Origin of the sequence: Bradyrhizobium sp. Arg237L (assembly GCF_029990105.1) — a bacterium.
In the GTDB taxonomy this organism is placed as follows: domain Bacteria; phylum Pseudomonadota; class Alphaproteobacteria; order Rhizobiales; family Xanthobacteraceae; genus Bradyrhizobium.
In genome coordinates, this window is the sequence record NZ_JAQMIL010000014.1 from 84649 (window position 1) to 110656 (window position 26008).

Here is a 26008-nt window from a genome sequence, read left to right on the forward strand (position 1 = left end):
CAAAATCGGCTGATTCCGCGAGGCCCCCAGACGATGTCGTATACCGTTGCCGCTGTGGCCAAACTAGGGCTTCCTGGTTCCGAGCGGCGCCTTTTCTCGGCACTGTCACTTATCCGGGGTATCCGGCGTGGCCGTCGCGAGTCGCTTGGCAAAAAAGGCGTCAATGGCCTGCAGCATCGATCCCACCGCCTTGTTGCGCCAGTTCTCCGATACCAGGTGTTCGAGGTCGCCCTTGTTGGAGACATAGCCAAGTTCGACCAGAACCGAGGGCACGTCGGGCGCCTTCAGGACCCGAAAGCCCGCCGATTTCAGCGGGTGCTTGTGCATCCGCGCCGTCGTCTTCATCTCGGATACCAACAGCCGCGCGAAGCGGTTGGAGAATGTCTTGGTCTCGCGGCGGGCGAGATCGATCAGGATATCGGCGACCTCGGTCGGCTCATCGGACAGGTTCACGCCGGCGATGGCGTCCGCCTTGTTCTCGGCTTCCGCCAGCCGCTCCGCTTCGGCGTCGGAGGCCTTGTCCGACAGCGTATAGATGGTGGCGCCCTGGGCGTCGCCTTCCCGGCGCGGCAGCGCGTCGGCATGGATCGAGACGAACAGCGCCGCCGACTGGCTGCGGGCGATTTTGACCCGGTCGTTCAGTGGGATAAACGTGTCATCGGTGCGGGTCATGACGACCCGGTATTTGCCCGACTTCTCGATCCGATCACGCAAGGCGAGCCCGAAGCCGAGCACGAGGGTCTTTTCCAACTCGCCGTTCGACTGGGTGCCGTTGTCGATGCCGCCATGGCCGGGATCGATCACGATCAAAGGCCGCGAATCCGCCGGCTCGCCCGGTTTTGCGTTGGGTGTTCCCTCGGCCGGCATCGCCGCCTTGGCGTCCGCAATGGTCGGCTTCAGCTCCGGCCGGTCGTCCGGCGCAAGCTGCTGGGTGAACGCGTTGCGGTCAACCTGCTCCAGTTCCAGGACCAGGCGCGGCGGCTGGCCGTTGGCCGCGTCCAGCACGTAGGAATTGGCGATCTTCGCCGGCCCCGTCAGGTCGAAGACGATTCGCGAACCGCCCGGCATCACCAGCCCGTAGCGGAAGGCCTTCACCAGCCCGCGCCCGGCATTGCCGGTCCCGGAAGGAAGCTGGAACGTCACCTGGGGAATATCCACCACCACCCGGTAGGGGTCGGCCAGCGTGAAGGCGCGGAACTGAATCTTCTTGTCGAGATCGACGATGAACCGGGTCTGTTTGGCGTCGCCGGCCAACCGGGCTTCGGAAACGATAGGAAAATCAGTGTTTGCAGAAGGGCTTGGCGGCGTTCCTTCAGCTACGCCGGGACCAACAAACGGGCCGCACGACAATGCTGCGGCGCACAACAGTCTGCACCCCAGCGAAGTCCATCGATTTACGCGGTCCGCCACGATTCGGCGCCCTCCGAGCCGTCGTCATACCGCATTAGAACCACAGGGTTAACGAGACCCTAATACCGCACGGGCGAAATGGTTCGACTGTTGCCCCGCCGCGACGCTCCCTTGCGCGTGACGATCAATCCACGTATGTACGTGGTGCTGATGGCTAATACTCCCGGTTGTGTCGCGTTCAGCCTCCCGGTGCAGCGGTGGAACCTTCAAGCCGAAGGAACCAGCGTTTTTCCCGGTCCCTCCCCAGCCAGCGCCGCGCGCGGCTGACATGGAGTGGCGGTTTGAGCCCGAGCGGCGTCCGGCCCCAGACACATTCTGTGTGGCAAGGGGCGAGACACGGCAGAACTGATTGTTCGGCCCCAAAAGCATGATCCGGAGAACTGGGTACCAGTTTTTCGAAACGATCATGGTCAAAAAGGGGCCGATATGTGATTGGCCGGCGAGCGCTTCCGCGCCGCGCCGGGCCTTCAGCGAAGGATGCGGCGGTATTGTTTGCCGCCAAAATATGTTCAGACGGGCCAACCGCTTAATGCGCCAGACTGTGTTGCCGACCAACACCCCCCAGACGATCGCGACCACGCGAGGCGAAAACTCCGCACGCCGCGTCGTTCCGGTGGGAGCGGGTTCGGCACGGCGCCGCGATTTGCGTTTTGGCCTTCCCCTCACCCCCGAATCAGGTGGACCGTCGCGTCACCGGGCGGCGCAATTTGCGCGCGCCATGCTACGCGCCCGCCGCCTTCAAGAGCTCCAGAATGCCCAACAAGATGTTGATCGATGCCACCCACCCGGAAGAGACCCGGGTCGTCGTGGTCCGCGGCAATCGCGTCGAAGAATTTGATTTCGAGACTGCCCAACGCAAGCAACTGCGCGGCAATATTTACCTCGCCAAAGTGACGCGCGTAGAGCCGTCGCTGCAGGCGGCGTTCATCGAGTATGGCGGCAACCGCCATGGCTTCCTCGCCTTCAGCGAAATCCATCCAGACTATTACCAGATCCCGGTCGCCGACCGTCAGGCGCTGATCGAGGCCGAAGAGCGCGCCCATCGCGAGGCCGAGGAGGAAAGCGAAAGCCGGCCTCACCGCCGCCGCTCCCGGCACCGCAATGCCCGCCGCCGCGGCCATGGCGAGCGCGTGCAGAGCGAGGTCGTCGAGGGGGCCGAGCCGCAGGCCGATGAGGATCACGCGCTTCATGCGGAGGCCGAGCAGCACGACCTCGGCGCCGATGCGCATGAACACCATGAGCACGAAGCCTACGATTATCCTGACCATCGCGAGCATGCCGACGAGCACGACCGTCATGACGAGCACGATCGTGATGGGCACGAGCACGGCGAACACGAACACGAGCGTGCTCACGACGACCGTCATGCTCATGACGACCATGATCATGCGCCGGCTCTGAGCGAGGCCGCTGCAACGGAAGCGCAACCCGACCCGGTCGTCGCCGCGATCGAGGCATCGGCCGCCGCGGCCACTCCGGATGTCGGGGCCGAGATCGAGGTTAACCACGAGCCCGAGCGCGCCCGAGAGGAGCAGGTCGAGGAAAACGCCGCCCACGCCGAGGATGCGCAACAGACCGCGCAGCCCAGCGAGGAGCATCCGGCGTCCGATGAGCATGCCCCCGCGGAACTCGTCGCGGAGGCTGCGCCGCACGACGAGCATGGCGCCGAGCCGCTCGGCGACGAGGCGCATGACGATGAGGACGACGAGGACGGCGAAGAAGAAGAGGAAGTCGTCGAATCCGTTGGCGGCGACGACGTGCTCGAGGAGGTGCCGGAGCGCACCTTCCGTCCGCGACGCCAGTACAAGATCCAGGAAGTCATCAAGCGCCGGCAGGTGATGCTGGTGCAGGTCGTCAAGGAAGAGCGCGGCAACAAGGGCGCGGCGCTGACGACGTATCTCTCGCTCGCCGGCCGCTACGCGGTGCTGATGCCCAACACCGCGCGCGGCGGCGGCATCAGCCGCAAGATCACCTCGGCCCAGGACCGCTCGCGGCTCAAGGAAGTGGTGCAGGATCTCGACGTGCCCGAGGGTATGGGCATCATCCTGCGCACCGCCGGGGCCTCGCGTTCGAAGCAGGAGATCAAGCGCGACTTCGAATATCTGATCCGCATGTGGGAAACCGTGCGCGACCTGACCCTGAAGTCGCAGGCCCCTACCCTCGTCTACGAGGAAGGCTCGCTGATCAAGCGCTCGCTGCGCGACCTCTACAACAAGGAGATCGACGAGATCATGGTGGCCGGCGAACCCGGCTACCGCGAAGCGCGCGACTTCATGAAGATGCTGATGCCGGAGAACGTCCGCGTGGTGAAGCAGTACCGCGACGGCCAGCCTCTGTTCTCTCGGATGGGTGTCGAGAGCCAGCTCGACGCGATGTTCTCCCCGACCGTACAGCTACGCTCCGGCGGCTACATCGTCATCAACCAGACCGAGGCGCTGGTCTCGATCGACGTCAACTCCGGCCGCGCCACGCGCGAGCATCACATCGAGGATACCGCGCTCAAGACCAATCTCGAGGCGGCGGAGGAAGTCGCGCGACAGCTCCGCCTGCGCGACCTCGCGGGCCTGATCGTCATCGACTTCATCGACATGGACGAGAAGCGCAACAACCGCGCGGTCGAGCGCAAGCTCTCCGACTGTTTGCGGCAGGACCGCGCGCGTATCCAGGTCGGACGCATCTCGCATTTCGGTCTGCTCGAGATGTCGCGCCAGCGCATCCGCGCCAGCGTGCTTGAGAGCTCGACCGAGCCCTGCCCGCATTGCGGCGGCTCTGGTCATGTCCGCTCGGTCTCGTCGGTGGCGCTGCAGCTCCTGCGCGGCATCGAGGAGATCCTGATGAAGGGCGCGACCCACAATCTCGTGGTGCGCACCCGCACCGACGTCGCGCTCTACGTCCTCAACCACAAGCGCGGCCATCTGCGCGACCTCGAGACCGCCTTCAAGGTCCAGATCTCGGTGGCGGCGGATGCGACCGTGAGCGGCCAGCAGTCCTACGTCATCGACCGCGGCGAGCAGGTGCACACGCTGGAAGCCGCCAAGGCGCTGCTCGCGGCGCAGGCCGCGTCCGCGCCGCCTCAGCTCGAAGAGGCCTATGACGACGAGGAACCGTTCGACATCGAGGCGGAGATCGAGACCGAGGAGACGGAAGGACTGAGCGACGAAACGGGCGCCGGCGAAGAGGCCGAGGGTCCGCGCCGAAAGCGGCGCCGGCGGCGTCGCGGCCGCGGTGGCGAAGCCCGCGACCGCGAGGGCGGTGTGCCGCGCGAGGATGGCGAGGCGTTGCCGCTTGCGCCCGAGACCGACGACGGCATTGCCGCCGAGGAAGTCGAGACCGACGAGGACGAGAGCGAAGATCAGTCGGCTTTCGCTCGTGGTGAAGGCCAGAACGGCGAACGCCGTCCGCGCCGGCGTGGACGTCGCGGCGGACGCCGCCGCCGTAGCGGCCATGGTGCGGATGAGGGTCTTGCCGCCTCGATTGCCGACGAGCTCGGCCCGCGCGCGGAGCCGGAAGCAGCGGACGCTGTCGCCGATTTCGACGGCGGTTCGCCGGAGCCTGCACAGACATTGGTTCAGCCCGAACCGGTCGCCGAGCCCGAGTTCGAACTCGAGCTGCAGCCGGCCGAGAGCCCGCCCCCTCAGCCGGAGCCGGAGCCGGTGAGCGTCGCTGCGCCCGCGCCCGAGGCCGAGGAGCCTGCGCAGGAGAACGATCGCGCGATGCGTCGCCGCTCAACCGTGCGCGAGAAAGTGAGCTTCGCTTCGCAGCCCGAGCCCGCTCCCGTCGTCGTGCAAAGCGATTCCGAGCCGATACCGCCGGCAGAGCCCGCTCGCGCGGCGGTCGCAGAGCCCGCCCCTGCAGCAACGACCGAAGCCTCGCCGCGCAAGGCCGGCTGGTGGTCGCGCCGCTTTGGTGGCGGCGGCTAGAGCGTTTTCGAGCGAAGTGGACACCGGTTCGCGTGAAGAAAACGCGTCAAAACAAGAATCTAGAGCTTCGGTTCTGATTCAATCAGAACCGAAAATGCTCTGGAGCATGATCCGGAAAAGTGGAAGCCGGTTTCCGTAACCCCGCCTCGGTCGATATTTTTCTTCGATCATGCGGAAAATTGCGGTGCCGGCTCAGCGAACGCCAGCAACGATCAAGCGCGCTCCCGCATCGGCGAGACGCTTGCACTGCTCCTCGGATGCGCCGACATCAGTCACCAGAGTCCAGCGCGGCGGCAGCGGCGCCCAGGCCATTTGTTCGGCGCGGCCGAGCTTGCTGGCGTCGGCGAGAACGATGACTTCTTTCGACTGCTGCATCATCAGCGACTTCAGTGCGACCTGCTCGAGATCCGCTTCGCACAGGCCACGGCCATTCACCACGCCGTCGGCGCTCATGACGGCGCGGTCCGCGGTCATGCGCCGCAGCGCGTCATTAGCGAGCGGCCCCATGGTGCTCATGCTGGTGGTGCGCAGCGCGCCGCCCAGCACCACAAGCTCTATGGTCGGAGCCTTGGCGAGGAAGGGCAGCAGCGCAAGGTTGTTGGTGATGATGCGCAGCCGCCGCTGCTGCAGCAGTCGGCCGAAGGCTGCGACCGTCGAGCCGGCATCGAGAATCAGCGTGTCGCCGTCCTCGATCAGATCGATCGCCGCGCGCGCGATCGCCTGCTTCTGTTTGCCCTGGACCGCAAGGCGCTGCTCGAGCGTCGTCTCGGTTGCGTGCGCGGTGAGAATGGCGCCGCCATAAGTGCGGCGCACGGCATTGTTCTTGGAGAGATGCTGCAGGTCGCGCCGCACGGTGGAGGCGGAGACGTCGAAGCGGCGCGCGAGATCTTCGATATCGATCTCTCCCGCGTTCAGTGCTTCCAACAGACGAGCGTGACGCTCCTTGCTGCGCATCGACATCGAACCTCAGCCCATAGATTCATTGCCGTCAGCCGAGCTCGACCGTATCGGCTTCGCGGCACGGCCGATGGATACCACGATGCGTCGGCCGCGCAATATAAGCGCTTAACATCCCGCTTCTCATCCTGAGGAGCCCGCGTAGCGGACGTCTCGAAGGATGAAGCCTCATGGTTCTCAAAGCGGTGCGAAGCATCGTCCGGAGACGACTCTTCGCGCCTCCTCACCATGAGGAGAGATGCGAATCCAGTAGGGACAGGCGGAGGGCACGCTTCGCTCGAAACCGCTCCTGTCCCCTTTCTCAGGCAGCCCCCTCAAGCCGCCTTCTTCGGCGCGAGATCGACCGCCTGCCGCAGCGCCTCGATCAGGCTGCGTTCGTCGGCGACGCCCTTACCCGCGATGTCGAAGGCGGTCCCGTGATCGACCGAGGTGCGGATCACCGGCAGGCCAACAGTGATGTTCACACCGGCTTCCAGCCCCAGCACCTTGATGGGTCCATGGCCCTGATCGTGATACATCGCGACCACCATGTCGTAGTCGCCGCGGCCGGCCAGGAAGAACAGCGTGTCGGCAGGCAGGGGGCCGCGCACGTCCCAGCCCTTGCGCTGACAGGCTTCCACTGCCGGCGTGATCTTCGCGGCTTCTTCGCCGCGGCCGAACAACCCGTTCTCGCCGGCATGCGGATTGATGGCGCAGACGCCGATCTTCGGATTGGCGATGCCGGCGCGCACCAGCACGTCATGTCCGCGTGCGATGACACGTTCGACGAGGCCGGGCTCGATCTTCTCGATCGCATCGAGCAGGCCGATATGCGTGGTCACGTGAATGACGCGAAGTTTCGGCGACACCAGCATCATCGACACTTCCGGCGTGCCGGTCAGATGCGCCAAGAGCTCGGTATGGCCGGGATATTTGTGGCCGGCCGCATGCAGCGCTTCCTTGGAGAGCGGCGCGGTGCAGATGCCCTGAGCGAGCCCTGCCTGCACCACCTGCACGGCTTTCTCGATATAGCGATAGGCCGCCTCACCTGCCGTCGCCGAAACCTTGCCGAACGGCAGATCATCCGGCACCAGCTTCAGGTCAATACACTGCACCGCCTCCGACGCAAAATTCGCCTCCTTCGCGTCGCTCAACGCATCGACCTTAAGCGACTCGCGGACGATCTGACCGGCCTTGCGCAGACGGTTGGCGTCGCCGATCACCAGCGCATTGCAGATCGCCCGCACCTCCGGTTGCACGAGCGCCTTCATGATCACCTCGGGCCCGATACCGGCCGGATCTCCCATGGTGATCGCAATGGTCGGACGAGTCATATGAAACTTCCTTTGGTTCGGACGGCGCGAAGGCGCTCGCTGATGCGGATGAGGCTTTGCTCGTCACCGAACGCGCCTGCTTTGGTGGCGATCGGAACGGACAATCGGCCAAGAGTGAGGCCGAGCGACACGCCCGGCTCGATTTCGTCGGCAAGACGGATGCCGTTGACGCCGAAGCGCGACAGCATCGCCGCGGCGGTTTCGCCGCCGGTCGCAGCGAAGGCGCCGATCGCGGGTGCGACGGCCCCCAGAGCGTCGGCGAGGCCCTTGGCGAGCTGCGGGCCGAGCGACATGTCGGGTTGATCATCCATCATGATCTCAACCAGTGCATCGCCGCCGCCGGCAAGTCGTTTCATCACGTCCGCGGCGAGTGCCGCCCGGCCGGCACCATCCTTGAGCAGCGTCTCCGGCGCGACCGGGAAATGCGCCACGGTGCCGGTCGCCTCCAGCTCGCGCGCGGCGCCGCGAGACGCGCCGGCGAGCGAGCCCACCACGATCAGGGTGCCGGATTCGCTCGTCGGAATGCGCAGCGCCTCGACGGCATGGCTGACTTCGAGACCGGCCAGTGCGTGCGCGAGGCCGGCGCTGCCGATGAAGAAGGTTGCGGGCGATGCATGCAGGCTCGCCTCCGCGATCAAATGCAGATCGTGTTCAGTCGCGGCGTCGCAGGCCGCGACCACATCGCCCTCCCCGGCGAGCCTCGCGAACGTGGCTTTGAGATCGCCACCGCGCACAGTAGCGAGCTTGACCTTCTCACCGCGAATGCCCGCGGTCGCGAGAACGTCGGCAAGATCGGCATTCGGATAGGTGTGGTCGCGCCGCCAGACCTCGGCTTCCTCGAGGGGGCGGCCTTTGACCAGGATGCGCCCGTCGATGGTGGTGCGGCCGGTGGCCGGAAAGGCCGGCGCGAACACGCCGAGGGCCGGCCCCGACCGCGACTTGAGATGCGCAAGCGCGGCGGCAGTCTCCGCCGCAGGTTGCCCCCGCAGCGTCGAGTCAATTTTTTTGAAAAGAATACGCCCGGGTTCGCACAGGCGCGCCAGCACATCGGCATGGCGGGCTGCAGCGGCCCCGGCCGAAAGGCCTCGACTCGCTGCATCGTAGGCCAGGACGGGCAGCTGGTAACCCGACGCGTCGGTCACCTCACCCCACGTCACCGCAGCCGCACGCCCCCTTCTGCCGAAGGCGATCGCACAATCCGCGGCACCGGTGAGATCGTCAGCGACGATCAGCCAGCTTTGGCTTGACGCATTTTCTTGACGCGAACCGGTATCCACGTCGCTCGAAAACGCTTTAGGGGCCATCTTCAGTGACCTGCCTCAGTGACAGCCGAGCGCGCCGCGGGGATCATCTTGCCGGCAGAAGCCACGTTCTCTTCTGCAGGCTCCTCGACATCGCGACCAACAACGCGGGCCGTCCAGGCGGTGACGATCGGCACCAGGATTGCGGTAACCACGACGCATGCCGCGACGAGGATTGTCGCAGGCCGCGCCGCGTCCGCATAGGCCGGATTGGCCGCGGCGACAATCGCCGGGACGGCCGCCGCATTACCAGCCGTCGAGGCCGCCGCAACACCCGCGACACCATTCCCGCCAGTGATGCGATCGGCGAAGAACAGCGGGATGCCGGTCACAACCACCACGGCCACTCCCATGCCGAGGCCGAGTAGACCGGCCTGCCAGACCTTCGACAGATCGAGGCCGGCGCCGAGCGCGAAGGCGAAGAACGGGATCATCACAGGCACCGCGCGGCTCAGGAAGTCGCGCATCTCGCGATCGAGATTGCCGATGATCATGCCCACCACCAGAGGCAGGATAGCGCCCACCAGGGTCTGGAATGGAAATGCCGAGAGGCCGGCCACGCCCAAGGTGATCATGGTGAGGAAAGGACCGCTCTCCAGCGACATGATGGTATAGGCGCCGACGTCACGCGGGCGTCCATATTGGCCCATCAACGCCATATAGAGACCGCCATTGGTGTCGTTCATGGCGGCGACGATCGCGAGAGTCGATACGCCCGCGAACATGCCGGCTGCGACCGGCGCTTCTCCCAAAATGCGGCCGAAGATCAGGCCGAGGGCAACGGCAACGCCGACCTTCACGATCAGCAGGGTGCCGCCCTTCTTCACAATGTAGGGGGTCGCGCGGAAGTCGATGCTCGCGCCCATGCAAACGTAAAACACGGCGAGAATCGTCAGTGCGCCGGAGAACAGTGCGCCGGTGAAGGAGCCAAAGAACTTCGGAGTATCGGGAAAGAAGGTCGCAATAAGCGCCCCCACCAACAGCGGGACCACCATCATCCCGCCAGGCACCTTCTCGATCGCCCGCTTAATTGGAACCCGCATTTCTGTTTTCCTCCCGCGCAAGGCGCCCATCCGATCATTCTGCGCATTTCCGCCAGAGAAACGAGCAAACGGCTGCCCGTATATGCTCACATTACGCAACATTCAAGATTTTATTGCGCGCTTCGCGCAATACGGCTACGCGGGCGACGGTCGAACGCCCGCACAAGCCCGGTCCGGTTCGCCCCAGAAATCCGAAAATCACGCCGCCCGTTGTGATCTTGGACGGACGGCGGCCTAATCTTCGGGCGGCTGTCTACCGCCAGCCCTAGCTAGCTTCCTTCAGAACGATTTGCTCCATACGGAACGGGGCGCACCATGAAAATGGTGCGCCCCGTTAGCGTTTCTTTTGCCGCGGCGAAAAGCTCGCTGGCAGATCACCCCGTGGTGATCGCCGTCTCGACGTCGGACGGATCGATCTGCTTGTTCAGGTTGGCGTGCAGCTTCTTGTGGTCGAGCTCGCCCTCCCACCAAGACACGAACACCGCGGCGATGCCGTTGCCGGTGATGTTGGTCAGCGCACGCACCTCGCTCATGAACTTGTCGATCGAGAACACGATGGCCATGCCCGGCACCAGCGCCGGATTGACCACGGTCAGCGTCGCCGCAAGCGTGATGAAGCCCGCGCCGGTGACGCCGCTCGCCCCTTTTGAGGTCAGCATCGCCACGATCAGGATGGTCAATTGCTGGCCGAAGGTGAGATCGACGCCAAGCGCCTGCGCGATGAACAGCGTCGCCAGCGTCATGTAGATGTTGGTGCCGTCGAGGTTGAAGGAATAGCCAGTCGGCACTACGAGCCCGACCACCGGCTTGGAGCACCCGAGCCGCTCCAGCTTTTCCATCAATTGCGGCAGCGCGCTCTCGGACGAGCTGGTGCCAAGCACGATCAACAGCTCGTCCTTGATGTAGGCGATGAACTTGAAGATGCTGAAGCCCATCACCCGCGCGATCAGGCCGAGCACAAGCACCACGAACAGCGCGGCGGTGCCGTAGAACAGCCCGATCAAGCCGATCAGATTACCGAGCGCTGCGGGACCGAACTTGCCGATGGTAAAGGCCATCGCGCCGAACGCACCGACGGGCGCCGCTTTCATGACTATGCTGATCACGCCGAACACCGCATGTGCGCCATCGTCGATGATGTCGCGCAGCCGCTCGCCGCGCTTGCCCATCGCCATCAGCGCGAAGCCGAACAGGATCGCGAACAGCAGCACCTGCAGGATGTCACCGCGCGCGAACGCGCCGAACACGCTGTCGGGGATGATGTTGAGAACGAAATCGACCGACTTCTGGGCGTGCGCTTGATCCGCGTATTTGGTGGCGCTCGCGACGTCCGCGGCCCCGGGCCTCGCTGCCAGCCCATGGCCGATCTGAAACAGATTGCCCATGATCAGGCCGAGGATCAGCGCGAAGGTGGAGACGATCTCGAAATAGAGCAGCGCCTTGATGCCGACGCGCCCGACCTTGCTGGCGTCCTGGATATGCGAGATGCCCGAGACCACCGTGCAGAAGATGATCGGAGCGATCACCATCTTGATCAGCTTGATGAAGCCGTCGCCGAGCGCCTTGATCCAGTCGTTGGTCGCAACGTTCGGCCACAACCAGCCGACCACGACGCCGAGCACGATCGCGATCAGCACCTGGACATAGAGGATTCGGTACCACGGTTTTTTTGCTGTGCTGGCCTCAGCAGGCCCGCTCGTCGCAATCGTTGCCATGACTCTCACTCCTACTCGAAGATGCGCAAGGCCGATCCCCCGAGCTATGCGGGGACGACCATCTCGAAAATTCAGATTGGCAGCGCCTCGCGCGAGGCCCGCTTACGGGCGGCGATCGGCGAGCCGCCGTGCGGCCGGCAGCAGCGCGGCCCCGAGCGCGGTCTTGACGAGCGTGCCCGCGATGAACGGCACGATCCCGACCAGCCACGCCTTCTCGGCGCCCAAGCCGACGCCAAAGGCGAGCCAGGCAAAACCGGCCGCGAGGATGATGATGTGGCCGAGCGCCATCGCAGCAAACAGCCGGACGACGTTTCGGTCCCAGCCGCGCTCGGCGAGCCCGCCGGTGACGAACGCCGCCGCCACGAAGCCGAACAGATAGCCGGCCGTCGGCCCCATCAGCGGCGCGAGGCCGCCGACCGGTCCGGCAAACACCGGAAAGCCCAACGCGCCTTCCGCCAGATAGGCGATCACGGTTGCAGTTCCGAGCCACGAGCCGTAGGCGGCGCCGATCATCAGCACCACCAGCGTCTGCAGCGTCATTGGCACATAGGGCAACGGCAGATTGACCTTGGCCGACAGCGTCAGCAGCGCCGTGCCCAGGAACACCAGGATGGTCCCGCGCCATAGCGAGGAGAATTCACCCGACCGGTTCGGCCACAGCACCGAAGCAAGAGGAAAATGCCTGGCGGCGGCGGACACAGATACCGATCTGACGGACAAGGCCAACTCCGGGGGTGTGACAAACTGGCGCGCTATTTAAGCCAACCAGCAATCCGCGCAACCGCTTCCTGCATCTCCTCTGCGGACCGCGCATAGGAAAAACGGATGAAGGCGCGGCCGTGAATCGGATCGAAATCGACGCCCGGCGTCGCCGCGACATGGGCCTTTTCCAGCATCTGGCGGGCAAATTCGAAGCTGTCGGACGTAAAGTCCGACACATCGGCATAAAGGTAGAATGCGCCATCCGCGGGCAGGAACTTGGTCAGCCCCGCTTTCGGCAGCCCCTCGATCAGAATGCGCCGGTTCTCCTGATAGCCGCGCTTGATCGCTTCCATCTCCTCGCGGCCATCGAAGGCGGCTTCGGCTGCGATCTGCGATAGCGTCGGCACCGAAATCGAGAGGTTCTGCTGCAGCCGCTCGATCGGGCGCACCAGCGGCTCGGGCACGACCATCCAGCCAACCCGCCAACCGGTCATGCAGAAATATTTCGAGAACGAATTGATCACGAGGGCGTGTGGGGACAATTCGGCTGCAGTCACCGCCGGGAAGGCGTAGTCGAGCCCATGATAGATCTCGTCCGAGATGAAGCGGATGCCGGCGCTCTCGGCCGCCGCCATCAGGCTTGCAAGAGCTTCGCGCGACATCATCGTGCCGGTCGGATTGGCGGGGCTGCCCACCAGAACGCCTTTGAGCGGCGCCTTGCGATGCGCGTCCAGCAACGCTTCGCCGGTCAGCGCATGCCGCGTTTCGTTCGTCGTCTCGATCAGCACCGGCTCGCAGCCGAGCGCGCTCAGGATATGGCGGTATGGCGGATAGCCGGGCACGGTGACCGCTACGCGATCGCCCGGCTCGAACATCGCGAGAAACGTGAGGATGAAGCCGCCCGACGAGCCCGTCGTGATCACGATGCGCTCGGCATCGACCTCGCATCCATACGTCTCGAGATAATGCCGCGCGATGCGCGCGCGCAGCGAGGGAATGCCGAGCGCGGAGGTATAGTCGATGCGTCCATCGTCGAGCGCCGCGTGGGCGGCTGCAATCGCCGCCGTCGGTGCCGGCGCCGCCGGTTGGCCGACCTCCATGTGGATCACATGCCCGCCGGCCGCCTCGATTCGCGCCGCCGCCGCCATCACGTCCATGACCATGAAGGGCGGAACCTCGCTCCTTCCCGAAGCGGTCAAAAGGTGATTCACGCGGTCTCTAAATGTCGCTTCGGGCATGGATATCTGCTATTTGGGCCGGCGTCGCCGGTTTCGGGTTCCGTAACGACCGGTTGCGCCCCAGACTGGCCGCATTCGGCGGTTTGTTAGGGCATATATTGTCCGTGGCCCGCCGCCAATCGCTAAGACCGCTCCATGCTGCTCCGTTTCGCGCTTCGCAAGAAGACCCTGAAATTGACTGCGCTTGCCACCGCGATCGCGCTGGCGGCCGCGCCGACGATGGCGCTGGCGCAGGAGAACAAGGGTCCGCCGATCCTGCGCGACACCGAGGCCGAGCAATTGCTGCGTGACTATACGAGGCCGATCCTGCGCGCTGCGGGACTGGAGAAGCAGAACATCCAGATGGTCATCATCAACGATGGCACGTTCAACGCTTTCGTTGCCGACGGCCGCCGCATCTTCGTCAATTACGGCGCGCTCATGCAGTCGGAGACGCCGAACCAGATCATCGGCGTGCTCGCGCACGAGACAGGGCATCTCGCCGGCGGCCATCTCGCAAAGCTCCGCGAGCAACTGGCGCAGGCGCAGACCCAGATGATCATCGCCATGCTGCTCGGCGCCGGCGCAATGGTCGCAGGCGCACGCGGCGGCGCCAACAGCGGCCTCGCCAATGCCGGCGCCGCGGCGGTCGCCGCGCCGCAGGAAGTGATCCGCCGAACGCTGCTCTCCTACCAGCGCCAGCAGGAAGAGAACGCCGACCGCGCCGGCGTGAAATTCCTGAACGCGACCGGCCAGTCCGCCAAGGGCATGTACGAAACGTTCAAGCGCTTCACCGACGAAAGCCTGTTCGCGGCACGCGGCGCCGATCCGTATCTGATGTCGCATCCAATGCCCGCTGATCGCGTGGCGGCGCTGGCGGAGATCGCGCGCTCCAGCCCCTATTGGGACAAGAAGGACGATGCGGCGCTGCAAATGCGCCACGACATGGTGCGCGCCAAGATCTCCGCCTTCATGGAGCGTCAGGACACCGTCTATCGCCGCTATCCTTCGTCCAACAACGGCCTGCCCGCCCGCTACGCGCGGGCGATCTCGACCTATCTGCACGGCGATCTCCGCAGCGCGCTGGCCCAGATCGACGGCCTGATCCAGGCGCAGCCCAACAACGCCTATTTCTATGAATTGCGCGGCCAGGCGCTGCTCGAGGGCGGCAGGCCGGCGGAGGCGATCGCGCCGTTGCGCAGGGCGGTGCAGCTCTCGGGCAACGCGCCCCTGATCGAGATGCTGCTCGGCCAGGCGCTGGTCGCGACCAGCAACAACGCCTACACCGATGAAGCCATCAACATCCTGCGCGCCGCCGTGGCGCGCGAGAGCGAGGCGCCGATCGGCTATACCCAGCTCGCCATGGCCTATGGCCGCAAGGGCGATTACGCGCAAGCTGACCTCGCCTCCGCCCAGGCCGCCTATCTGCGCGGCGACAGCAAGACCGCGCGCGAGCTGGCCTCGCGTGCCAAGACGCGCTTTGCCATCGGAACCCCCGGTTGGGTCAAGGCTGACGATATTGTGAGCGCCAAGCCGATGCCGGGTCAGAAAAACAACTAGCCATCAACGTAAATCGTCTACAACGATTGCCAAACCGCACAAGGATTTGCCCATGCGCCCGCTCCGTTTTCTCGCTCCCGCCCTGCTCGCCGCGGCGCTCGCAGGCGCTTCGCTGCCCGCATCCGCGCAGGGCTTCTCCGATACGCAACGCAGCGACATCGAGAGCATCGTGCGCAATTACCTGATCACGCATCCCGAGGTGCTCGAGGAGGCGATGACCGAGCTGACCAAGCGCCAGGCCGCGGCCGAGGCCGAGAAGCATCAAGCGAGCATCGCGAAGAATGCGGATGTGATCTTCAACTCGCCACGCGGCGTGACGCTCGGCAACAAGGACGGCGACGTCACTTTCGTGGAATTCTTCGACTACAACTGCGGCTACTGCAAACGCGCGATGGTCGACATGATCGACCTCATGAAGGCCGATCCCAAGCTGAAAGTCGTGCTGAAGGAATTTCCGGTGCTGAGCCAGGGCTCGGTGGAAGCCGCGCAGGTTGCTGTCGCCGTGCGCATGCAGGATCCGACGGGCAAGAAGTATCTCGACTTCCATCAGAAGCTGCTTGGCGGCCGTGGCGCTGCCGACAAGGCCCGCGCGATGGCGGTCGCCAAGGAAGTCGGCCTCGACATGGCCAGGCTCGAGAAGGACATGGCGGGCCCAGAAGCGAAGGCGACCATCGAGGAGAACTTCAAGCTCGCGGAAGCCATGGGCATGAACGGCACGCCGAGCTACGTGATCGGCAAGCAAGTCGTGATCGGCGCAGTCGGGCTGGAGAATCTGAAGGAAAAGATCGGCATCGCCCGCTGCGGCAAGGCGACGTGCTGACGTAACAACGAAACAATATTGGATGCGCAAAGGCCGGCTCGTTAGCCGGCCTTTTTGTTTGTGTGGTTCTGCACACTTCCATTCATCGCGCATTCATAAAACAAACCACGTGGAACCGCTATCGGTTCGGAACGTCGCTCTCCTCCTTTCGTTGTCGGCGTGGGCAATGCAGGACTTCTTGAGGAGGAATCGAAATGACTAACCGCTTGTTGATTTCGGTCGCGACAGCGGCCTTGATCGCGGGAACCGGCTTTGCGAACGCGCAGGGCACCGGCACGAGCCGCGAGTCACCGTCGTCCGGTGGCGGCGCCACGACGCAGCACAGCCCTCCATCCGGCGGCGGCGCGTCTTCAGGCACCATGAACCGTGATAGCGGCACCACCGGTACGAGTGGCGCTGAGCAGTCCGGCAAGGGCTCGAGCTCTTCTGGCATGAGGTCGGATTCCGACAGAGGTGGCGCAGCCGACAGGAACGCGCAGGACACCACGCCCGGTCAGAAGTCGAAGAGCATGAGCTCGGACAACGAGAGGACCAAGGGCGACAAGGACATGAAGGCTGAAGGTCGCGACAGCCGTGACCGCAGCAACATGAAGGCCGAAGGCCGCGAAGGTCGCGATCGCATGAATGCAGAGACTCGCGACAAGAGCGGCGGCACCGCTGCCGAAAGCCGCGACAAGAGCGGCATGGAGCCGCAGAAGGGCGCGACCGACACCAGCCGCTCGCAGACCACGACCGGCAATGCCGCGACCGCGGCAACCGCGGCTCCTCCGGCGGAGAAACGGACCCAGATCGTTTCCGCGATCAGGTCGGAGCGGGTCGAAGAGGTCAAGAACGTGAACTTCAACGTCTCGGTCGGCGCCACAGTGCCTACGACCGTGCACTTCCATACCCTCCCGTCCCGGATCGTCGAGATCTATCCGGAATGGCGCGGCTATCAGTTCATCCTGGTCGGTGGCCGCTACGTGATCGTGCGTCCTGAGACGCATGAGATCGTCTACATCATCGAGGGCTAACGGGAGCTCCCACGCGAGGGCGGGTTCAACCCGCCCTCGCTTTTCTTGTCCTATCCGCCGCATGCAGGGCCATGGCCCGGCCGCCGGGCGAAACCCGCAGGCTTTTCCACAGAAGTTGGTTAATTAGCATTTTCCATGAGTTAGCCGGGTTATCTGACAGCCCGAATGAGCCGTTTGAACCGGTTTCCAACAAACCTAAAGCTTTCCCTCGGGTCCGTTGTTACCTATAAACCCGCGACCTGGAGCAGGATCCGGAACCCCGGTTTCCGAAAGGGTCCTGCTCGAAACGCTTTAGCGCTATTTCTTGGAACTCCGGATGGCCCAGGCCCCTGCCGCGACGATCTATGTGCTCAACGGCCCGAACCTCAATCTGCTCGGGACCCGTGAGCCCGAGACCTATGGCCATGCCACGCTCGCCGACGTCGAGAAGCTCTGCAGGGATACCGCGGCCCAGTTTGGCCTCACCGCGGACTGCCGGCAGTCTAATCGCGAGGGCGAGCTGATCGACTTCATCCATGAGGCGCAGGCGAAGCAGGCGGTCGGCATCATCATCAATGCGGGGGCCTATTCCCATACCTCGATCGCGCTGCATGACGCGCTGGTCGGGGTGAAAATTCCGACCGTCGAAGTGCATATCAGCAACATTTATGCCCGCGAGAGCTTCCGGCATCATTCCTTCACTGCTAAAGCCGCCTTTGCGTCGCTTTGCGGCTTCGGCATCGATGGCTATCGCCTCGCGATATCAGGCCTCGCCGCCAGGATCGGCGCCAAGGCGACAGCCTGACGCATTCCCCGTCATCAGACAGAGAGTTTCGGACCAAGATCATGGCGCGCCAGCCAGACGACAAATCCGCCGCAAAGCCCGGCAAAGACAACGACAAGGATGACGCCGCGCTCATCCGCGAACTCGCGCTCCTGCTCGACGAGACCCACCTGACTGAGATCGAGATCGAGCGCGCGGGCGTCCGGCTGCGTGTCGCGCGCAACGTCAGCATTGCCGCGGCCGTGCCGGCGGCCGTCGCACCGGCCCTGTCGGTGGCTGCGCCCGTGGCTGCCGCTGCGGCGACCGACCTCGCCAAACATCCGGGCGTAGTGCCCTCGCCCATGGTCGGCACCGCCTATTGGGCGCCGGAGCCGGGCGCAAAACCCTTCATCGAGGTCGGCGCCAAGGTGTCAGCCGGACAGACGCTGCTGATCATCGAAGCGATGAAGACGATGAACCAGATTCCGTCGCCGCGCGCGGGCACCGTGACGCAGATCCTCGTCGAGGACGGCCAGCCGGTCGAATTCGGCGAGCCGCTGGTAATTATCGAATAGCGAATGGTGAGTGGCGAATAGCGAGTGGTGAAGAATTCCCATTCGCTATTCGCCATTCGCCACTCCCCTCCTGAGGCGCCATGTTCGACAAGATCCTCATAGCCAACCGCGGTGAAATCGCGCTTCGCGTGCTGCGCGCCTGCAAGGAGCTCGGCATTTCGACGGTGGCCGTGCATTCGACCGCGGACGCGGATGCCATGCATGTGCGGCTTGCGGACGAGAGCGTCTGCATCGGGCCGCCGCCGTCGAAGGACTCCTATCTCAACATTCCCGCCCTGCTCGCGGCTTGCGAGATCACGGGCGCCGAGGCGGTGCATCCGGGCTACGGCTTCCTCTCGGAAAATGCCCGCTTCGCCGAGATCCTGGCCGAGCACAATCTGCATTTCATCGGACCGAAGGCCGAGCACATCCGCCTGATGGGCGACAAGATCGAGGCCAAGAAGACCGCGAAGCGACTCGGCATTCCCGTCGTTCCCGGCTCCGACGGCGCCGTGAGCTCCGATGACGATGCAATGGCAATCGCCAGGTCGATCGGCTTCCCGGTGCTGGTGAAGGCCGCCGCCGGCGGCGGCGGGCGCGGCATGAAAGTCGCGCACAGCGAAGCCGATCTCGCGCTGGCGCTCTCCACCGCCGCCACCGAAGCAAGATCCGCGTTCGGCGACGCGTCGGTATATCTCGAGAAATACCTGCAGAAGCCGCGCCACATCGAGATCCAGGTGCTCGGCGACGGCCGCGGCGGCGCCATTCATCTCGGCGAGCGCGACTGTTCGCTGCAGCGGCGCCACCAGAAGGTCTGGGAAGAAGGTCCCTCGCCGGTCCTCTCGGCCGCCCAGCGCGCAAAGATCGGCGAAACTTGCGCGAAGGCGATGCGGGACTTGAAATATCTCGGCGCCGGCACGATCGAATTCCTCTACGAGGACGGCGAGTTCTATTTCATCGAGATGAACACCCGCATCCAGGTCGAGCATCCCGTCACCGAAAGCATCACCGATATCGACCTCGTGCTCGAGCAGATCCGGATTGCCGCCGGCGGCGACCTGCCGGCGAAGCAGGACGAGGTCGCGATCATCGGCCACGCCATCGAATGCCGCATCAATGCGGAGAACCCGCAGACCTTCCGCCCTTCACCTGGACGCATCTCGCAATACCACCCGCCCGGCGGCCTGGGCGTGCGGATCGATTCCGCAGTGTACCAGGGCTATGTCATCCCGCCCTATTACGACTCGCTGGTCGGCAAGCTGATCGTGCACGGCAAGACCCGTGGCGAATGCCTGATGCGGCTGCGCCGGGCGCTGGACGAAATGGTGGTCGACGGCATCGAGACCACGCTGCCGCTGTTCCGCGCCCTGGTGCGCGAGCCCTCCATCATCGATGGCGACTATCACATCCACTGGCTGGAGCAGTATCTCGCCGGGCAGCCGACCATCGGCTGACGGGCCCAAGGTCAGGCGGCCCAAGCCAGTTCCATTCCGCATGGAACAAAGCACGGAACCGTGCGTTTGCAGCGACGGGGATTTCCTACTCCCAAGGATCGCTTGCACTCCACTGTATTAATGACACGAGGCACCCCGTGACGTCTGACGCCAAGCGCCGCCGCGCATTGGGCCAGATTCTGCTGCTCGCGGCGGGTCTCCTGGTGCTGGTTGCGATCAGCGCCGCGTCCGTCCTGCTGGTGAACAAGGCGCGCCAGGACAACGCCTTGGTGGTCCACACCGTCGAGGTGGAAAACCAGATCAACGCGGTTCTGCTCGAGCTCCGCCGCGCCGAAAGTGCGGCCCGCGCCTATCTCCTGACCCGATGGCCGGAATTCCTGACCGATCATGAGCAGGCCGTGGCCAACGTCACCCCCTATACGGACAAGCTGGCGCAGCTCGCAGCCGATAATCCGTTCCAGGTCGAGAACGTGAAGAAGATGCGCGCGGCGATCGACATCCGGCTCGATCAGTTCAAGCGCGAAATGGATTTTATCAAGCGCGACGAGCCGACCAGTGCCGCGGCGCTGGTCCGCGAGGCGGCCGCCGGCAATACCAATGCCATCATTCGCGACGTGACGGACAAGATGCACGCCGAGGAAGAGCGGCTGTTCGATCTGCGGACGGCCAATGGCGACCGTTCGCAGATACTGGCGTCCTCCGTCACCATCGCCGGGTCGTGCATCGTGATTGCGCTTGGCGCGATCGCGGCGTTCCAGGTGCGCCGCTCGACGCGCGTCCGCGATGAGGCCGCGACCAAGCTGCGAGACCTCAACGTCACGCTGGAGACCAGCGTCCAGGAGCGCACCGCCGATCTGCGCGAAGCCAATGACGAGATCCAGCGCTTTGCCTATATCGTCAGTCACGATCTGCGCTCGCCACTCGTCAACATCATGGGCTTCACCAGCGAGCTCGAGGAGCTGCGCGGCGACATCTTCAAGCGGATCGCCGCCCTGAGCCACACCGCCTCGGAAGCTGCCGCGCTGCCGGAGAACGCCACCGACAGCGCCGAGCCTGCGCTCGAGGGCGCCGACAAGCAGCTCTCCGACGATTTCTCCGAGGCGCTCGGCTTCATCAAATCCTCGATCGCCAAGATGGACCGCCTGATCACCGCGATCCTCAATCTCACCCGCGAGGGTCGGCGCGAATTCAGTCCGGAACGGATCAACACACGCGAGCTGATCGAGGGCATCGCCGCCACCGTGGCGCATCAGGCCGCCGAGGCGAATGCGCAAATCCGCATCGAGCCATTGCCGGAGATCACCAGCGACCGTCTTGCGCTGGAGCAGATCTTCTCCAATCTGATTGACAATGCGCTCAAATATCTGAGGGACGCTGTTCCCGGCGACATCGCGATCCGCGGGCGCACCAAGCTCGGCTTCGCGATCTTCGAAATCAGCGACAATGGCCGCGGTATCGATCCCAAGGATCACCAGCGCATTTTCGAGCTGTTCCGCCGGGCGGGAACCCAGGACAAGCCCGGCCAAGGCATCGGGCTCGCGCATGTGCGCACGCTGGTGCGGCGTCTCGGGGGAACCATGTCGGTCGCCTCAGAACTTCACAAGGGCAGCACATTCACGATAACACTTCCTGTCAACTGGGCCGCCAAACGGAAGGCAGATGCATGAGCAATCCAGTCACCATCATCATGATCGAGGACGATGAAGGCCACGCGCGGCTGATTGAGCGGAATATTCGCCGATCCGGTGTCAACAATAAGATCTTGCCGTTCAGGAACGGTACAGACGCGGTCGGCTATCTCTTCGGCCCGGATGGAAGCGGCACAGACCAAAAGGGCAAGGCGCTGCTCATCCTGCTTGATCTCAACCTGCCCGACATGACCGGCATCGATATCCTGAAGCGGGTCAAGGAGAACAAGCACCTGAAGTCGACCCCCGTGGTGGTGCTGACCACCACGGACGATTCGCAGGAGATCAAGCGATGCTACGAGTTCGGCTGCAACGTCTACATCACGAAGCCGGTGAACTACGAGAGCTTTGCCAACGCGATCCGCCAGCTCGGACTGTTCTTCTCGGTCATCCAGGTTCCGCCAGCCGCAGCATGAGCACCACGAGCCCCACCCTGCTCTATATCGACGACGATGAGGCGCTGGCGCGGCTCGTCGACCGCGGCCTGACGCGGCTCGGGCTGAAGGTGGTGCATGCGGCGAGCGGCCAGGAGGGGCTGGATCGCATCGCGAAGGGCGGCATCGACGTGGTCGCGCTCGACCAGTATATGCCCGGCCTCGACGGGCTCGAGACGCTCGAGCAGATCCTGAAAATTCCCGACGCTCCACCGGTCGTGTTCGTCACGGCGTCGCAGGATTCCGCGATCGCCGTCACCGCGCTGAAGGCCGGCGCGGCGGACTATCTCGTCAAGGACATCCACGGCGAATTCATTCCGCTGCTCCAGGTTGCCGTCAACGGCGCGCTGCGTCAGGCGGAATTGCAGCGGGCGCGCGACGAGGCGGAAGCCGAGATCCACGCCTCGCGCGACCGCTTCGCCGCGCTCGCCGCCGAGCGCGAGGTGCTGCTCCGCGAGGTCAATCACCGCGTCGGCAACTCGCTGCAGATCATCGCCTCGCTCCTGCACCTGCAGGCGAGCTCGGCGACACAGGACGACGTCAAGGCGGCGCTCACCAACGCAATGGGCCGCGTCGCCGCCGTCGCCCAGGTCCACCGCCGCCTCTACACCTCGCACGACCTGAAGAGCGTGCTGCTGAACCAGTATCTGGAATCCCTGCTCGAAGATCTCCGCCGCTCGGCCGAAGGCAACCGGATGTCGCGGCTGACCTTGAAGGCCGAACCGATCGAGATCGATCCGGATCGCGCGGTCGCGATCGGCATCATCGTCAACGAGCTGGTGATGAATGCGGTGAAATATGCCTATCCAGAAGGCGCCGGCCCGATCCATGTCGAGCTCAAGGCCGAGGGCGACGATCTGCTGCTGGCGATTTCCGACGACGGCGTCGGCCTCAACGTCAAGGCCGATCCGCGCTCCACGGGCCTGGGCCAGCGCATCGTCAGCGCCATGGCCTCCAAGCTCGAGGCCAGCGTCGAGCGCGATCCCGACCATGGCGGCACGCGCATCCTGGTGCGCTTTCCCCGTGCCAGCGCCGCAACGGCGAAATCCGCCAGCGCCGCCGCGGGCTAGCCTTGAGATCATGATCCGATTGGACGAAATCGGATCATGATCTCATCTCGTTGTTTGAGCATGCTCTTTTCGGAAAACCGGTTTCCACCTTTCCGGATCATGCTGGCGTATCAGCCCCTATCGCGCCGCCTGCGCTCGCCTGCTATCCTGCAACCATGACATCGCGCGACTCCGCCGCATCCGAGATCACACCCGACGTGCTGCTGCGCGCCTATGCCTGCGGCATCTTTCCGATGGCCGAGAGCGCCGACGACCCCACCCTGTTCTGGGTCGAGCCGGAAATGCGCGGCGTGATCCCGCTCGAAGGCTTTCGCATCACCTCGCGATTGGCGCGCACGGTGCGTTCGGATGCGTTCACCGTGACGGTCAACACCGCATTCAAGGCCGTCATTGCCGGCTGCGCCGCTCCGGCGGAAGGACGCGAGGACACCTGGATCAATAAGCGCATCCGCGAGCTCTATGTCGGGCTGCATCGGCTCGGCCACTGCCACAGCGTCGAGGCCTGGCAGGACGGCGAACTGGTCGGCGGTCTCTACGGCGTCAGCCTGGGGCGCGCCTTCTTCGGCGAGAGCATGTTCCACACGGCGCGCGACGCCTCGAAGGTCGCCCTGGTGCATCTGGTGGCGCGGCTGATTGCCGGCGGCTTTGAGTTGCTCGACACGCAATATGTCACTGAGCACCTGCGCAGTTTCGGTGCGCTCGAAATCCCCCGCCGCCGCTATCGCGCGCTGCTCGACCAGGCGATCTCAGGTGCGCCCGCTGATTTCCTGAAGTTGCCGACCGATCAGCCGATCAAGGGCGCCGATGCGCTCGCGATCATCGCAGAGCGCGCGTAAGCGTAGCCCGGATAAGGCGTGCGCTCCATCTGGCTGCCTGATCATACCCAGTGCAGCCTCCGCAGACGCGCAATGCCTGGTCTCAACGGCGGCTGATTGAAAGCAAAGCAGCAATGTAAGTCGGCAGCGTTCGCTCGTTCGTATGCGCTTGCGGGATCGTTTGCACCAGCGATCCATGATTGCTGACCAAGAGAATTAGTGTCCCATCAAGTGACCATCTCATTGACTCAATCGATCCTGCGGCGTAGCTTAATACAACGTTACGTTGATTATTTCGCACAGCACATTTTGCAGATTCACGAAGTTTCAGAAGCGATTAGTCGTCGAAAGAGGTGATTGCGGCTGAACGCCAAGTCGACAGGTAAAGTCAGGTGTTCGGATTTGGACAACAGCACATACATCGTTGTGCTCCCGACATCTGAGTTCGGAATGATACCCAATAGCTGAGTTGACGCACAGTTGCTCGAATAGATGAGCGGCTTCAGAGCCGCTGTTGTCTAGCGGGCGGCACCAAACTGCCGCGAAGAGCGGAAGATCTCACGTCTGAAATTTACTGCTTCACACTTCACGCGACCGCTCAGCGGATCGTGAGGGGAAGCTATTCGTTCAAGACAACATGTTCAAAACAAAGGAGGAGAGGACGATGCCGTTAGACGCAACGCAGTTAGCGCAGGAAATTACGGAGCACGTGCGCGCCGCCGCGGCCCAGTCAGCCGGTGGCCCAGCGGCCCAGGCAGCCGGTGGCGCAACGGCTGAGGCAGTTGGTGGTGATTTTTGTTCAATTTGGCCCCAAGCCAAGCCCGTTCTGGGATTCGTGGCGGGCATCGTCGCATTTATTCCCGGACTCGGCACAACAGCAGGAGCTGTCCTGCAGGGCCTCATAAAGGTCGGAGATCAAATCTCCGCTGAGGTGTGCCGTCAGCAGTAGGCCTCCAGACGGTGCAGCCAAGATTGCGTGGGACAAGGGTTCGCGCCGCCATTCGAAACCCTGCCAAACGAACCTTGCCAAGTCGGTCGGGACTTAGTCCTTTCGGCAGCATTGTGGATCTTATGATCAGCGTTGCGCGGGGAGCTGGCCTCCCCGCTAACAAGCGCTGACAGCCGCCTGACCAACGTTTGAGGTTCTCAGTTCCCGAATATGCTGAAGAGCCCGCCGGGCCGCTGCTGCGGTGGAGGTGGCGGCGGTTGGGGCTGCGCCGGCGGCTGCTGGTATTGCGGCTGCTGCTGCGGCGGCGGACGCGGGGCGGCCTGCTTCTGCGCCGGCGGCCTCTTCTGTGCCGGCGGTGGGGCCGGCTGTTTCGGCAGATCGGGCGCCGCGTTGACGATGGTCTGCTCCGGCCCTTTGCAGTCGGTCAGCCAGATGTCATAGATCGGATGCTCGACACCGTGCAGGCCCGGACTCGCTGCAAACATCCAGCCCGAAAAAATCCGCTTCACCTCGCCCTGTAGCGTGATCTCGTCGACCTCGACAAAGGCATCGGTGTTGGCGGCTTCCGTCGAGGGCCGCGTATAGCAGGCGTCCGTCTTCACGCGCAGCGCACCGAACTGCACGGTCTCGCCGATATCCTCCTCGAAATTGATGATGCGCCCGGTGATCTTGTCGAGCCCGGAGAAGGTCGCCTTCTTGTTCGCGATCTTGGTCGACGGCGGCTCGCTCACCACCTCGTCGCCGGGCTGGAGCGTGGCCGGCGTCTGCGGCACGCTCTTGGGCTGGCGCTGCCCGGGCGGCAATCCCGGCAACGGATTGGCACCAGGCGGCGCGTTGGCGACATTGGGAGGAGCCCCGGGCGACGGCGGCTGCACGGCGACCGCGGGCGGCGCATTCGGAGGCGGTCCCTGGGTGCCCGGCGGTGGCGCCAGAGGCTGCGACTGGAAGCTGCCCGGTGGCGGCACACCCTGCCCCGGCAATGGCCGGTTCGGCGTCGGCAGCAATCGGCCGCGCGGCAATTCCGGCACTTCCTCCTCGTCCTCGGGAGCCGCCTGCTGGCCACCACGCGGAATCGCACCCGGCGGGCGCGGGGCGGGATCGGAGAAAATAGTACCGATCTGCGCGCGCGCGGGCGGCGCAAGCGGGAGGGTTGAGGCGGCGATCAGGGCCGCAAAGCCAGTCAGGGCAACGGTTCGGAGCATCTCGCGCGGCTTCAAGGAACGAATCGGGCTTTGAACATACTAATCAATTATTGGCTACATGCCGCTCGCAGGATCACCGGTTAACACGCCGAATACGGCGGGGAAAGGGCGGGCTTCCGCCACTGGTCA

The 26008-nt window shown here is 64.3% G+C and carries 20 protein-coding genes; 11 read left to right on the forward strand and 9 right to left on the reverse strand.

The features are described 5' to 3' along the window. Positions 1–105 precede the first annotated feature (105 nt). The gene (locus OZ411_RS11210) at positions 106–1410 is read right to left on the reverse strand and encodes an N-acetylmuramoyl-L-alanine amidase (RefSeq protein ID WP_282527973.1); all 1305 of its coding nucleotides are present in this window, start codon (positions 1408–1410) and stop codon (positions 106–108) included. A 752-nt stretch (positions 1411–2162) separates the two neighbouring features. Between OZ411_RS11210 and OZ411_RS11215 the strand changes: the two genes are divergently transcribed. Further along, complete coding sequence (locus OZ411_RS11215; protein ID WP_282527974.1) at positions 2163–5330, forward strand: ribonuclease E/G; 3168 nt, start codon at positions 2163–2165, stop codon at positions 5328–5330. A 192-nt stretch (positions 5331–5522) separates the two neighbouring features. Here the strand turns inward: OZ411_RS11215 and OZ411_RS11220 are convergent, their stop codons facing one another. The 7 genes from OZ411_RS11220 to OZ411_RS11250 form a co-directional block, all read right to left on the reverse strand. Beyond that, positions 5523–6290 (reverse strand): DeoR/GlpR family DNA-binding transcription regulator, encoded by a 768-nt coding sequence (locus tag OZ411_RS11220; protein WP_282527975.1) that lies wholly within the window; start codon positions 6288–6290, stop codon positions 5523–5525. 311 nt (positions 6291–6601) lie between these two features. Continuing rightward, positions 6602–7600 (reverse strand): 4-hydroxythreonine-4-phosphate dehydrogenase PdxA, encoded by a 999-nt coding sequence (pdxA, locus tag OZ411_RS11225; protein WP_282527976.1) that lies wholly within the window; start codon positions 7598–7600, stop codon positions 6602–6604. After that, positions 7597–8904, reverse strand: a complete 1308-nt coding sequence (locus OZ411_RS11230) for a four-carbon acid sugar kinase family protein (protein WP_282527977.1) — start codon at positions 8902–8904, stop codon at positions 7597–7599. Before OZ411_RS11230 ends, pdxA begins: the two co-directional genes overlap by 4 nt. A gap of 2 nt (positions 8905–8906) precedes the next feature. Continuing rightward, on the reverse strand, positions 8907–9944 hold the full coding sequence (locus OZ411_RS11235; protein ID WP_282527978.1) for a 2-keto-3-deoxygluconate permease: 1038 nt from the start codon (positions 9942–9944) through the stop codon (positions 8907–8909). A gap of 374 nt (positions 9945–10318) precedes the next feature. Continuing rightward, positions 10319–11659 (reverse strand): dicarboxylate/amino acid:cation symporter, encoded by a 1341-nt coding sequence (locus tag OZ411_RS11240; protein WP_130583029.1) that lies wholly within the window; start codon positions 11657–11659, stop codon positions 10319–10321. Positions 11660–11761: 102 nt separating this feature from the next. Beyond that, positions 11762–12322, reverse strand: coding sequence for a biotin transporter BioY (locus OZ411_RS11245; protein WP_282528017.1), 561 nt, complete (start codon positions 12320–12322; stop codon positions 11762–11764). A gap of 89 nt (positions 12323–12411) precedes the next feature. Next, a complete protein-coding gene (locus OZ411_RS11250; protein WP_130583028.1) occupies positions 12412–13599 on the reverse strand; it encodes an aminotransferase class I/II-fold pyridoxal phosphate-dependent enzyme in 1188 nt (395 codons plus the stop codon). A gap of 135 nt (positions 13600–13734) precedes the next feature. Between OZ411_RS11250 and OZ411_RS11255 the strand changes: the two genes are divergently transcribed. The 10 genes from OZ411_RS11255 (at position 13735) to aat (ending at position 23749) form a co-directional block, all read left to right on the forward strand. Then, positions 13735–15138: a M48 family metalloprotease gene (locus OZ411_RS11255; protein WP_282527979.1), complete on the forward strand. Its 1404-nt coding sequence runs from the start codon at positions 13735–13737 to the stop codon at positions 15136–15138. A gap of 52 nt (positions 15139–15190) precedes the next feature. Beyond that, on the forward strand, positions 15191–15958 hold the full coding sequence (locus OZ411_RS11260) for a DsbA family protein (protein ID WP_130582764.1): 768 nt from the start codon (positions 15191–15193) through the stop codon (positions 15956–15958). Between the two features lie 194 nt (positions 15959–16152). Continuing rightward, positions 16153–16971 (forward strand): DUF1236 domain-containing protein, encoded by an 819-nt coding sequence (locus OZ411_RS11265; protein ID WP_282527980.1) that lies wholly within the window; start codon positions 16153–16155, stop codon positions 16969–16971. Positions 16972–17287: 316 nt separating this feature from the next. Continuing rightward, positions 17288–17755 carry a type II 3-dehydroquinate dehydratase gene (gene aroQ, locus OZ411_RS11270; protein ID WP_282527981.1) on the forward strand — a complete coding sequence of 156 codons (468 nt, stop codon included), beginning with the start codon at positions 17288–17290 and terminating at the stop codon, positions 17753–17755. Between the two features lie 41 nt (positions 17756–17796). Continuing rightward, a complete protein-coding gene (gene accB, locus OZ411_RS11275) occupies positions 17797–18288 on the forward strand; it encodes an acetyl-CoA carboxylase biotin carboxyl carrier protein (protein ID WP_282527982.1) in 492 nt (163 codons plus the stop codon). A gap of 80 nt (positions 18289–18368) precedes the next feature. After that, on the forward strand, positions 18369–19721 hold the full coding sequence (gene accC, locus OZ411_RS11280) for an acetyl-CoA carboxylase biotin carboxylase subunit (protein ID WP_130582760.1): 1353 nt from the start codon (positions 18369–18371) through the stop codon (positions 19719–19721). 137 nt (positions 19722–19858) lie between these two features. Next, on the forward strand, positions 19859–21388 hold the full coding sequence (locus OZ411_RS11285; RefSeq protein ID WP_282527983.1) for a CHASE3 domain-containing protein: 1530 nt from the start codon (positions 19859–19861) through the stop codon (positions 21386–21388). Then, the gene (locus tag OZ411_RS11290) at positions 21385–21825 is read left to right on the forward strand and encodes a response regulator (protein ID WP_282527984.1); all 441 of its coding nucleotides are present in this window, start codon (positions 21385–21387) and stop codon (positions 21823–21825) included. Before OZ411_RS11285 ends, OZ411_RS11290 begins: the two co-directional genes overlap by 4 nt. Further along, positions 21822–22913 (forward strand): response regulator, encoded by a 1092-nt coding sequence (locus tag OZ411_RS11295; protein ID WP_282527985.1) that lies wholly within the window; start codon positions 21822–21824, stop codon positions 22911–22913. The genes OZ411_RS11290 and OZ411_RS11295 overlap by 4 nt, the downstream gene beginning before the upstream one ends. Before the next feature lie 155 nt (positions 22914–23068). Beyond that, entirely contained in the window at positions 23069–23749 is a 681-nt protein-coding gene (gene aat, locus OZ411_RS11300) for a leucyl/phenylalanyl-tRNA--protein transferase (RefSeq protein WP_130582765.1), read from the forward strand. 1125 nt (positions 23750–24874) lie between these two features. On the opposite strand, the gene OZ411_RS11305 is transcribed toward aat, so the two are convergent. Next, entirely contained in the window at positions 24875–25879 is a 1005-nt protein-coding gene (locus OZ411_RS11305) for a DUF2155 domain-containing protein (protein WP_282527986.1), read from the reverse strand. Positions 25880–26008 lie beyond the last annotated feature (129 nt).

Coding starts and splice junctions, on each gene's coding strand:
- aat (WP_130582765.1), top strand. CDS start 23,069: ATGACATCGCGCGACTCCGCCGCATCCGAGATCACACCCGACGTGCTG.
- OZ411_RS11290 (WP_282527984.1), top strand. CDS start 21,385: ATGAGCAATCCAGTCACCATCATCATGATCGAGGACGATGAAGGCCAC.
- OZ411_RS11220 (WP_282527975.1), bottom strand. CDS start 6,290: ATGTCGATGCGCAGCAAGGAGCGTCACGCTCGTCTGTTGGAAGCACTG.
- OZ411_RS11240 (WP_130583029.1), bottom strand. CDS start 11,659: ATGGCAACGATTGCGACGAGCGGGCCTGCTGAGGCCAGCACAGCAAAA.
- OZ411_RS11265 (WP_282527980.1), top strand. CDS start 16,153: ATGACTAACCGCTTGTTGATTTCGGTCGCGACAGCGGCCTTGATCGCG.
- OZ411_RS11295 (WP_282527985.1), top strand. CDS start 21,822: ATGAGCACCACGAGCCCCACCCTGCTCTATATCGACGACGATGAGGCG.
- accC (WP_130582760.1), top strand. CDS start 18,369: ATGTTCGACAAGATCCTCATAGCCAACCGCGGTGAAATCGCGCTTCGC.
- aroQ (WP_282527981.1), top strand. CDS start 17,288: ATGGCCCAGGCCCCTGCCGCGACGATCTATGTGCTCAACGGCCCGAAC.
- OZ411_RS11250 (WP_130583028.1), bottom strand. CDS start 13,599: ATGCCCGAAGCGACATTTAGAGACCGCGTGAATCACCTTTTGACCGCT.
- OZ411_RS11215 (WP_282527974.1), top strand. CDS start 2,163: ATGCCCAACAAGATGTTGATCGATGCCACCCACCCGGAAGAGACCCGG.
- pdxA (WP_282527976.1), bottom strand. CDS start 7,600: ATGACTCGTCCGACCATTGCGATCACCATGGGAGATCCGGCCGGTATC.
- accB (WP_282527982.1), top strand. CDS start 17,797: ATGGCGCGCCAGCCAGACGACAAATCCGCCGCAAAGCCCGGCAAAGAC.
- OZ411_RS11305 (WP_282527986.1), bottom strand. CDS start 25,879: ATGCTCCGAACCGTTGCCCTGACTGGCTTTGCGGCCCTGATCGCCGCC.
- OZ411_RS11235 (WP_282527978.1), bottom strand. CDS start 9,944: ATGCGGGTTCCAATTAAGCGGGCGATCGAGAAGGTGCCTGGCGGGATG.
- OZ411_RS11255 (WP_282527979.1), top strand. CDS start 13,735: ATGCTGCTCCGTTTCGCGCTTCGCAAGAAGACCCTGAAATTGACTGCG.
- OZ411_RS11260 (WP_130582764.1), top strand. CDS start 15,191: ATGCGCCCGCTCCGTTTTCTCGCTCCCGCCCTGCTCGCCGCGGCGCTC.
- OZ411_RS11230 (WP_282527977.1), bottom strand. CDS start 8,904: ATGGCCCCTAAAGCGTTTTCGAGCGACGTGGATACCGGTTCGCGTCAA.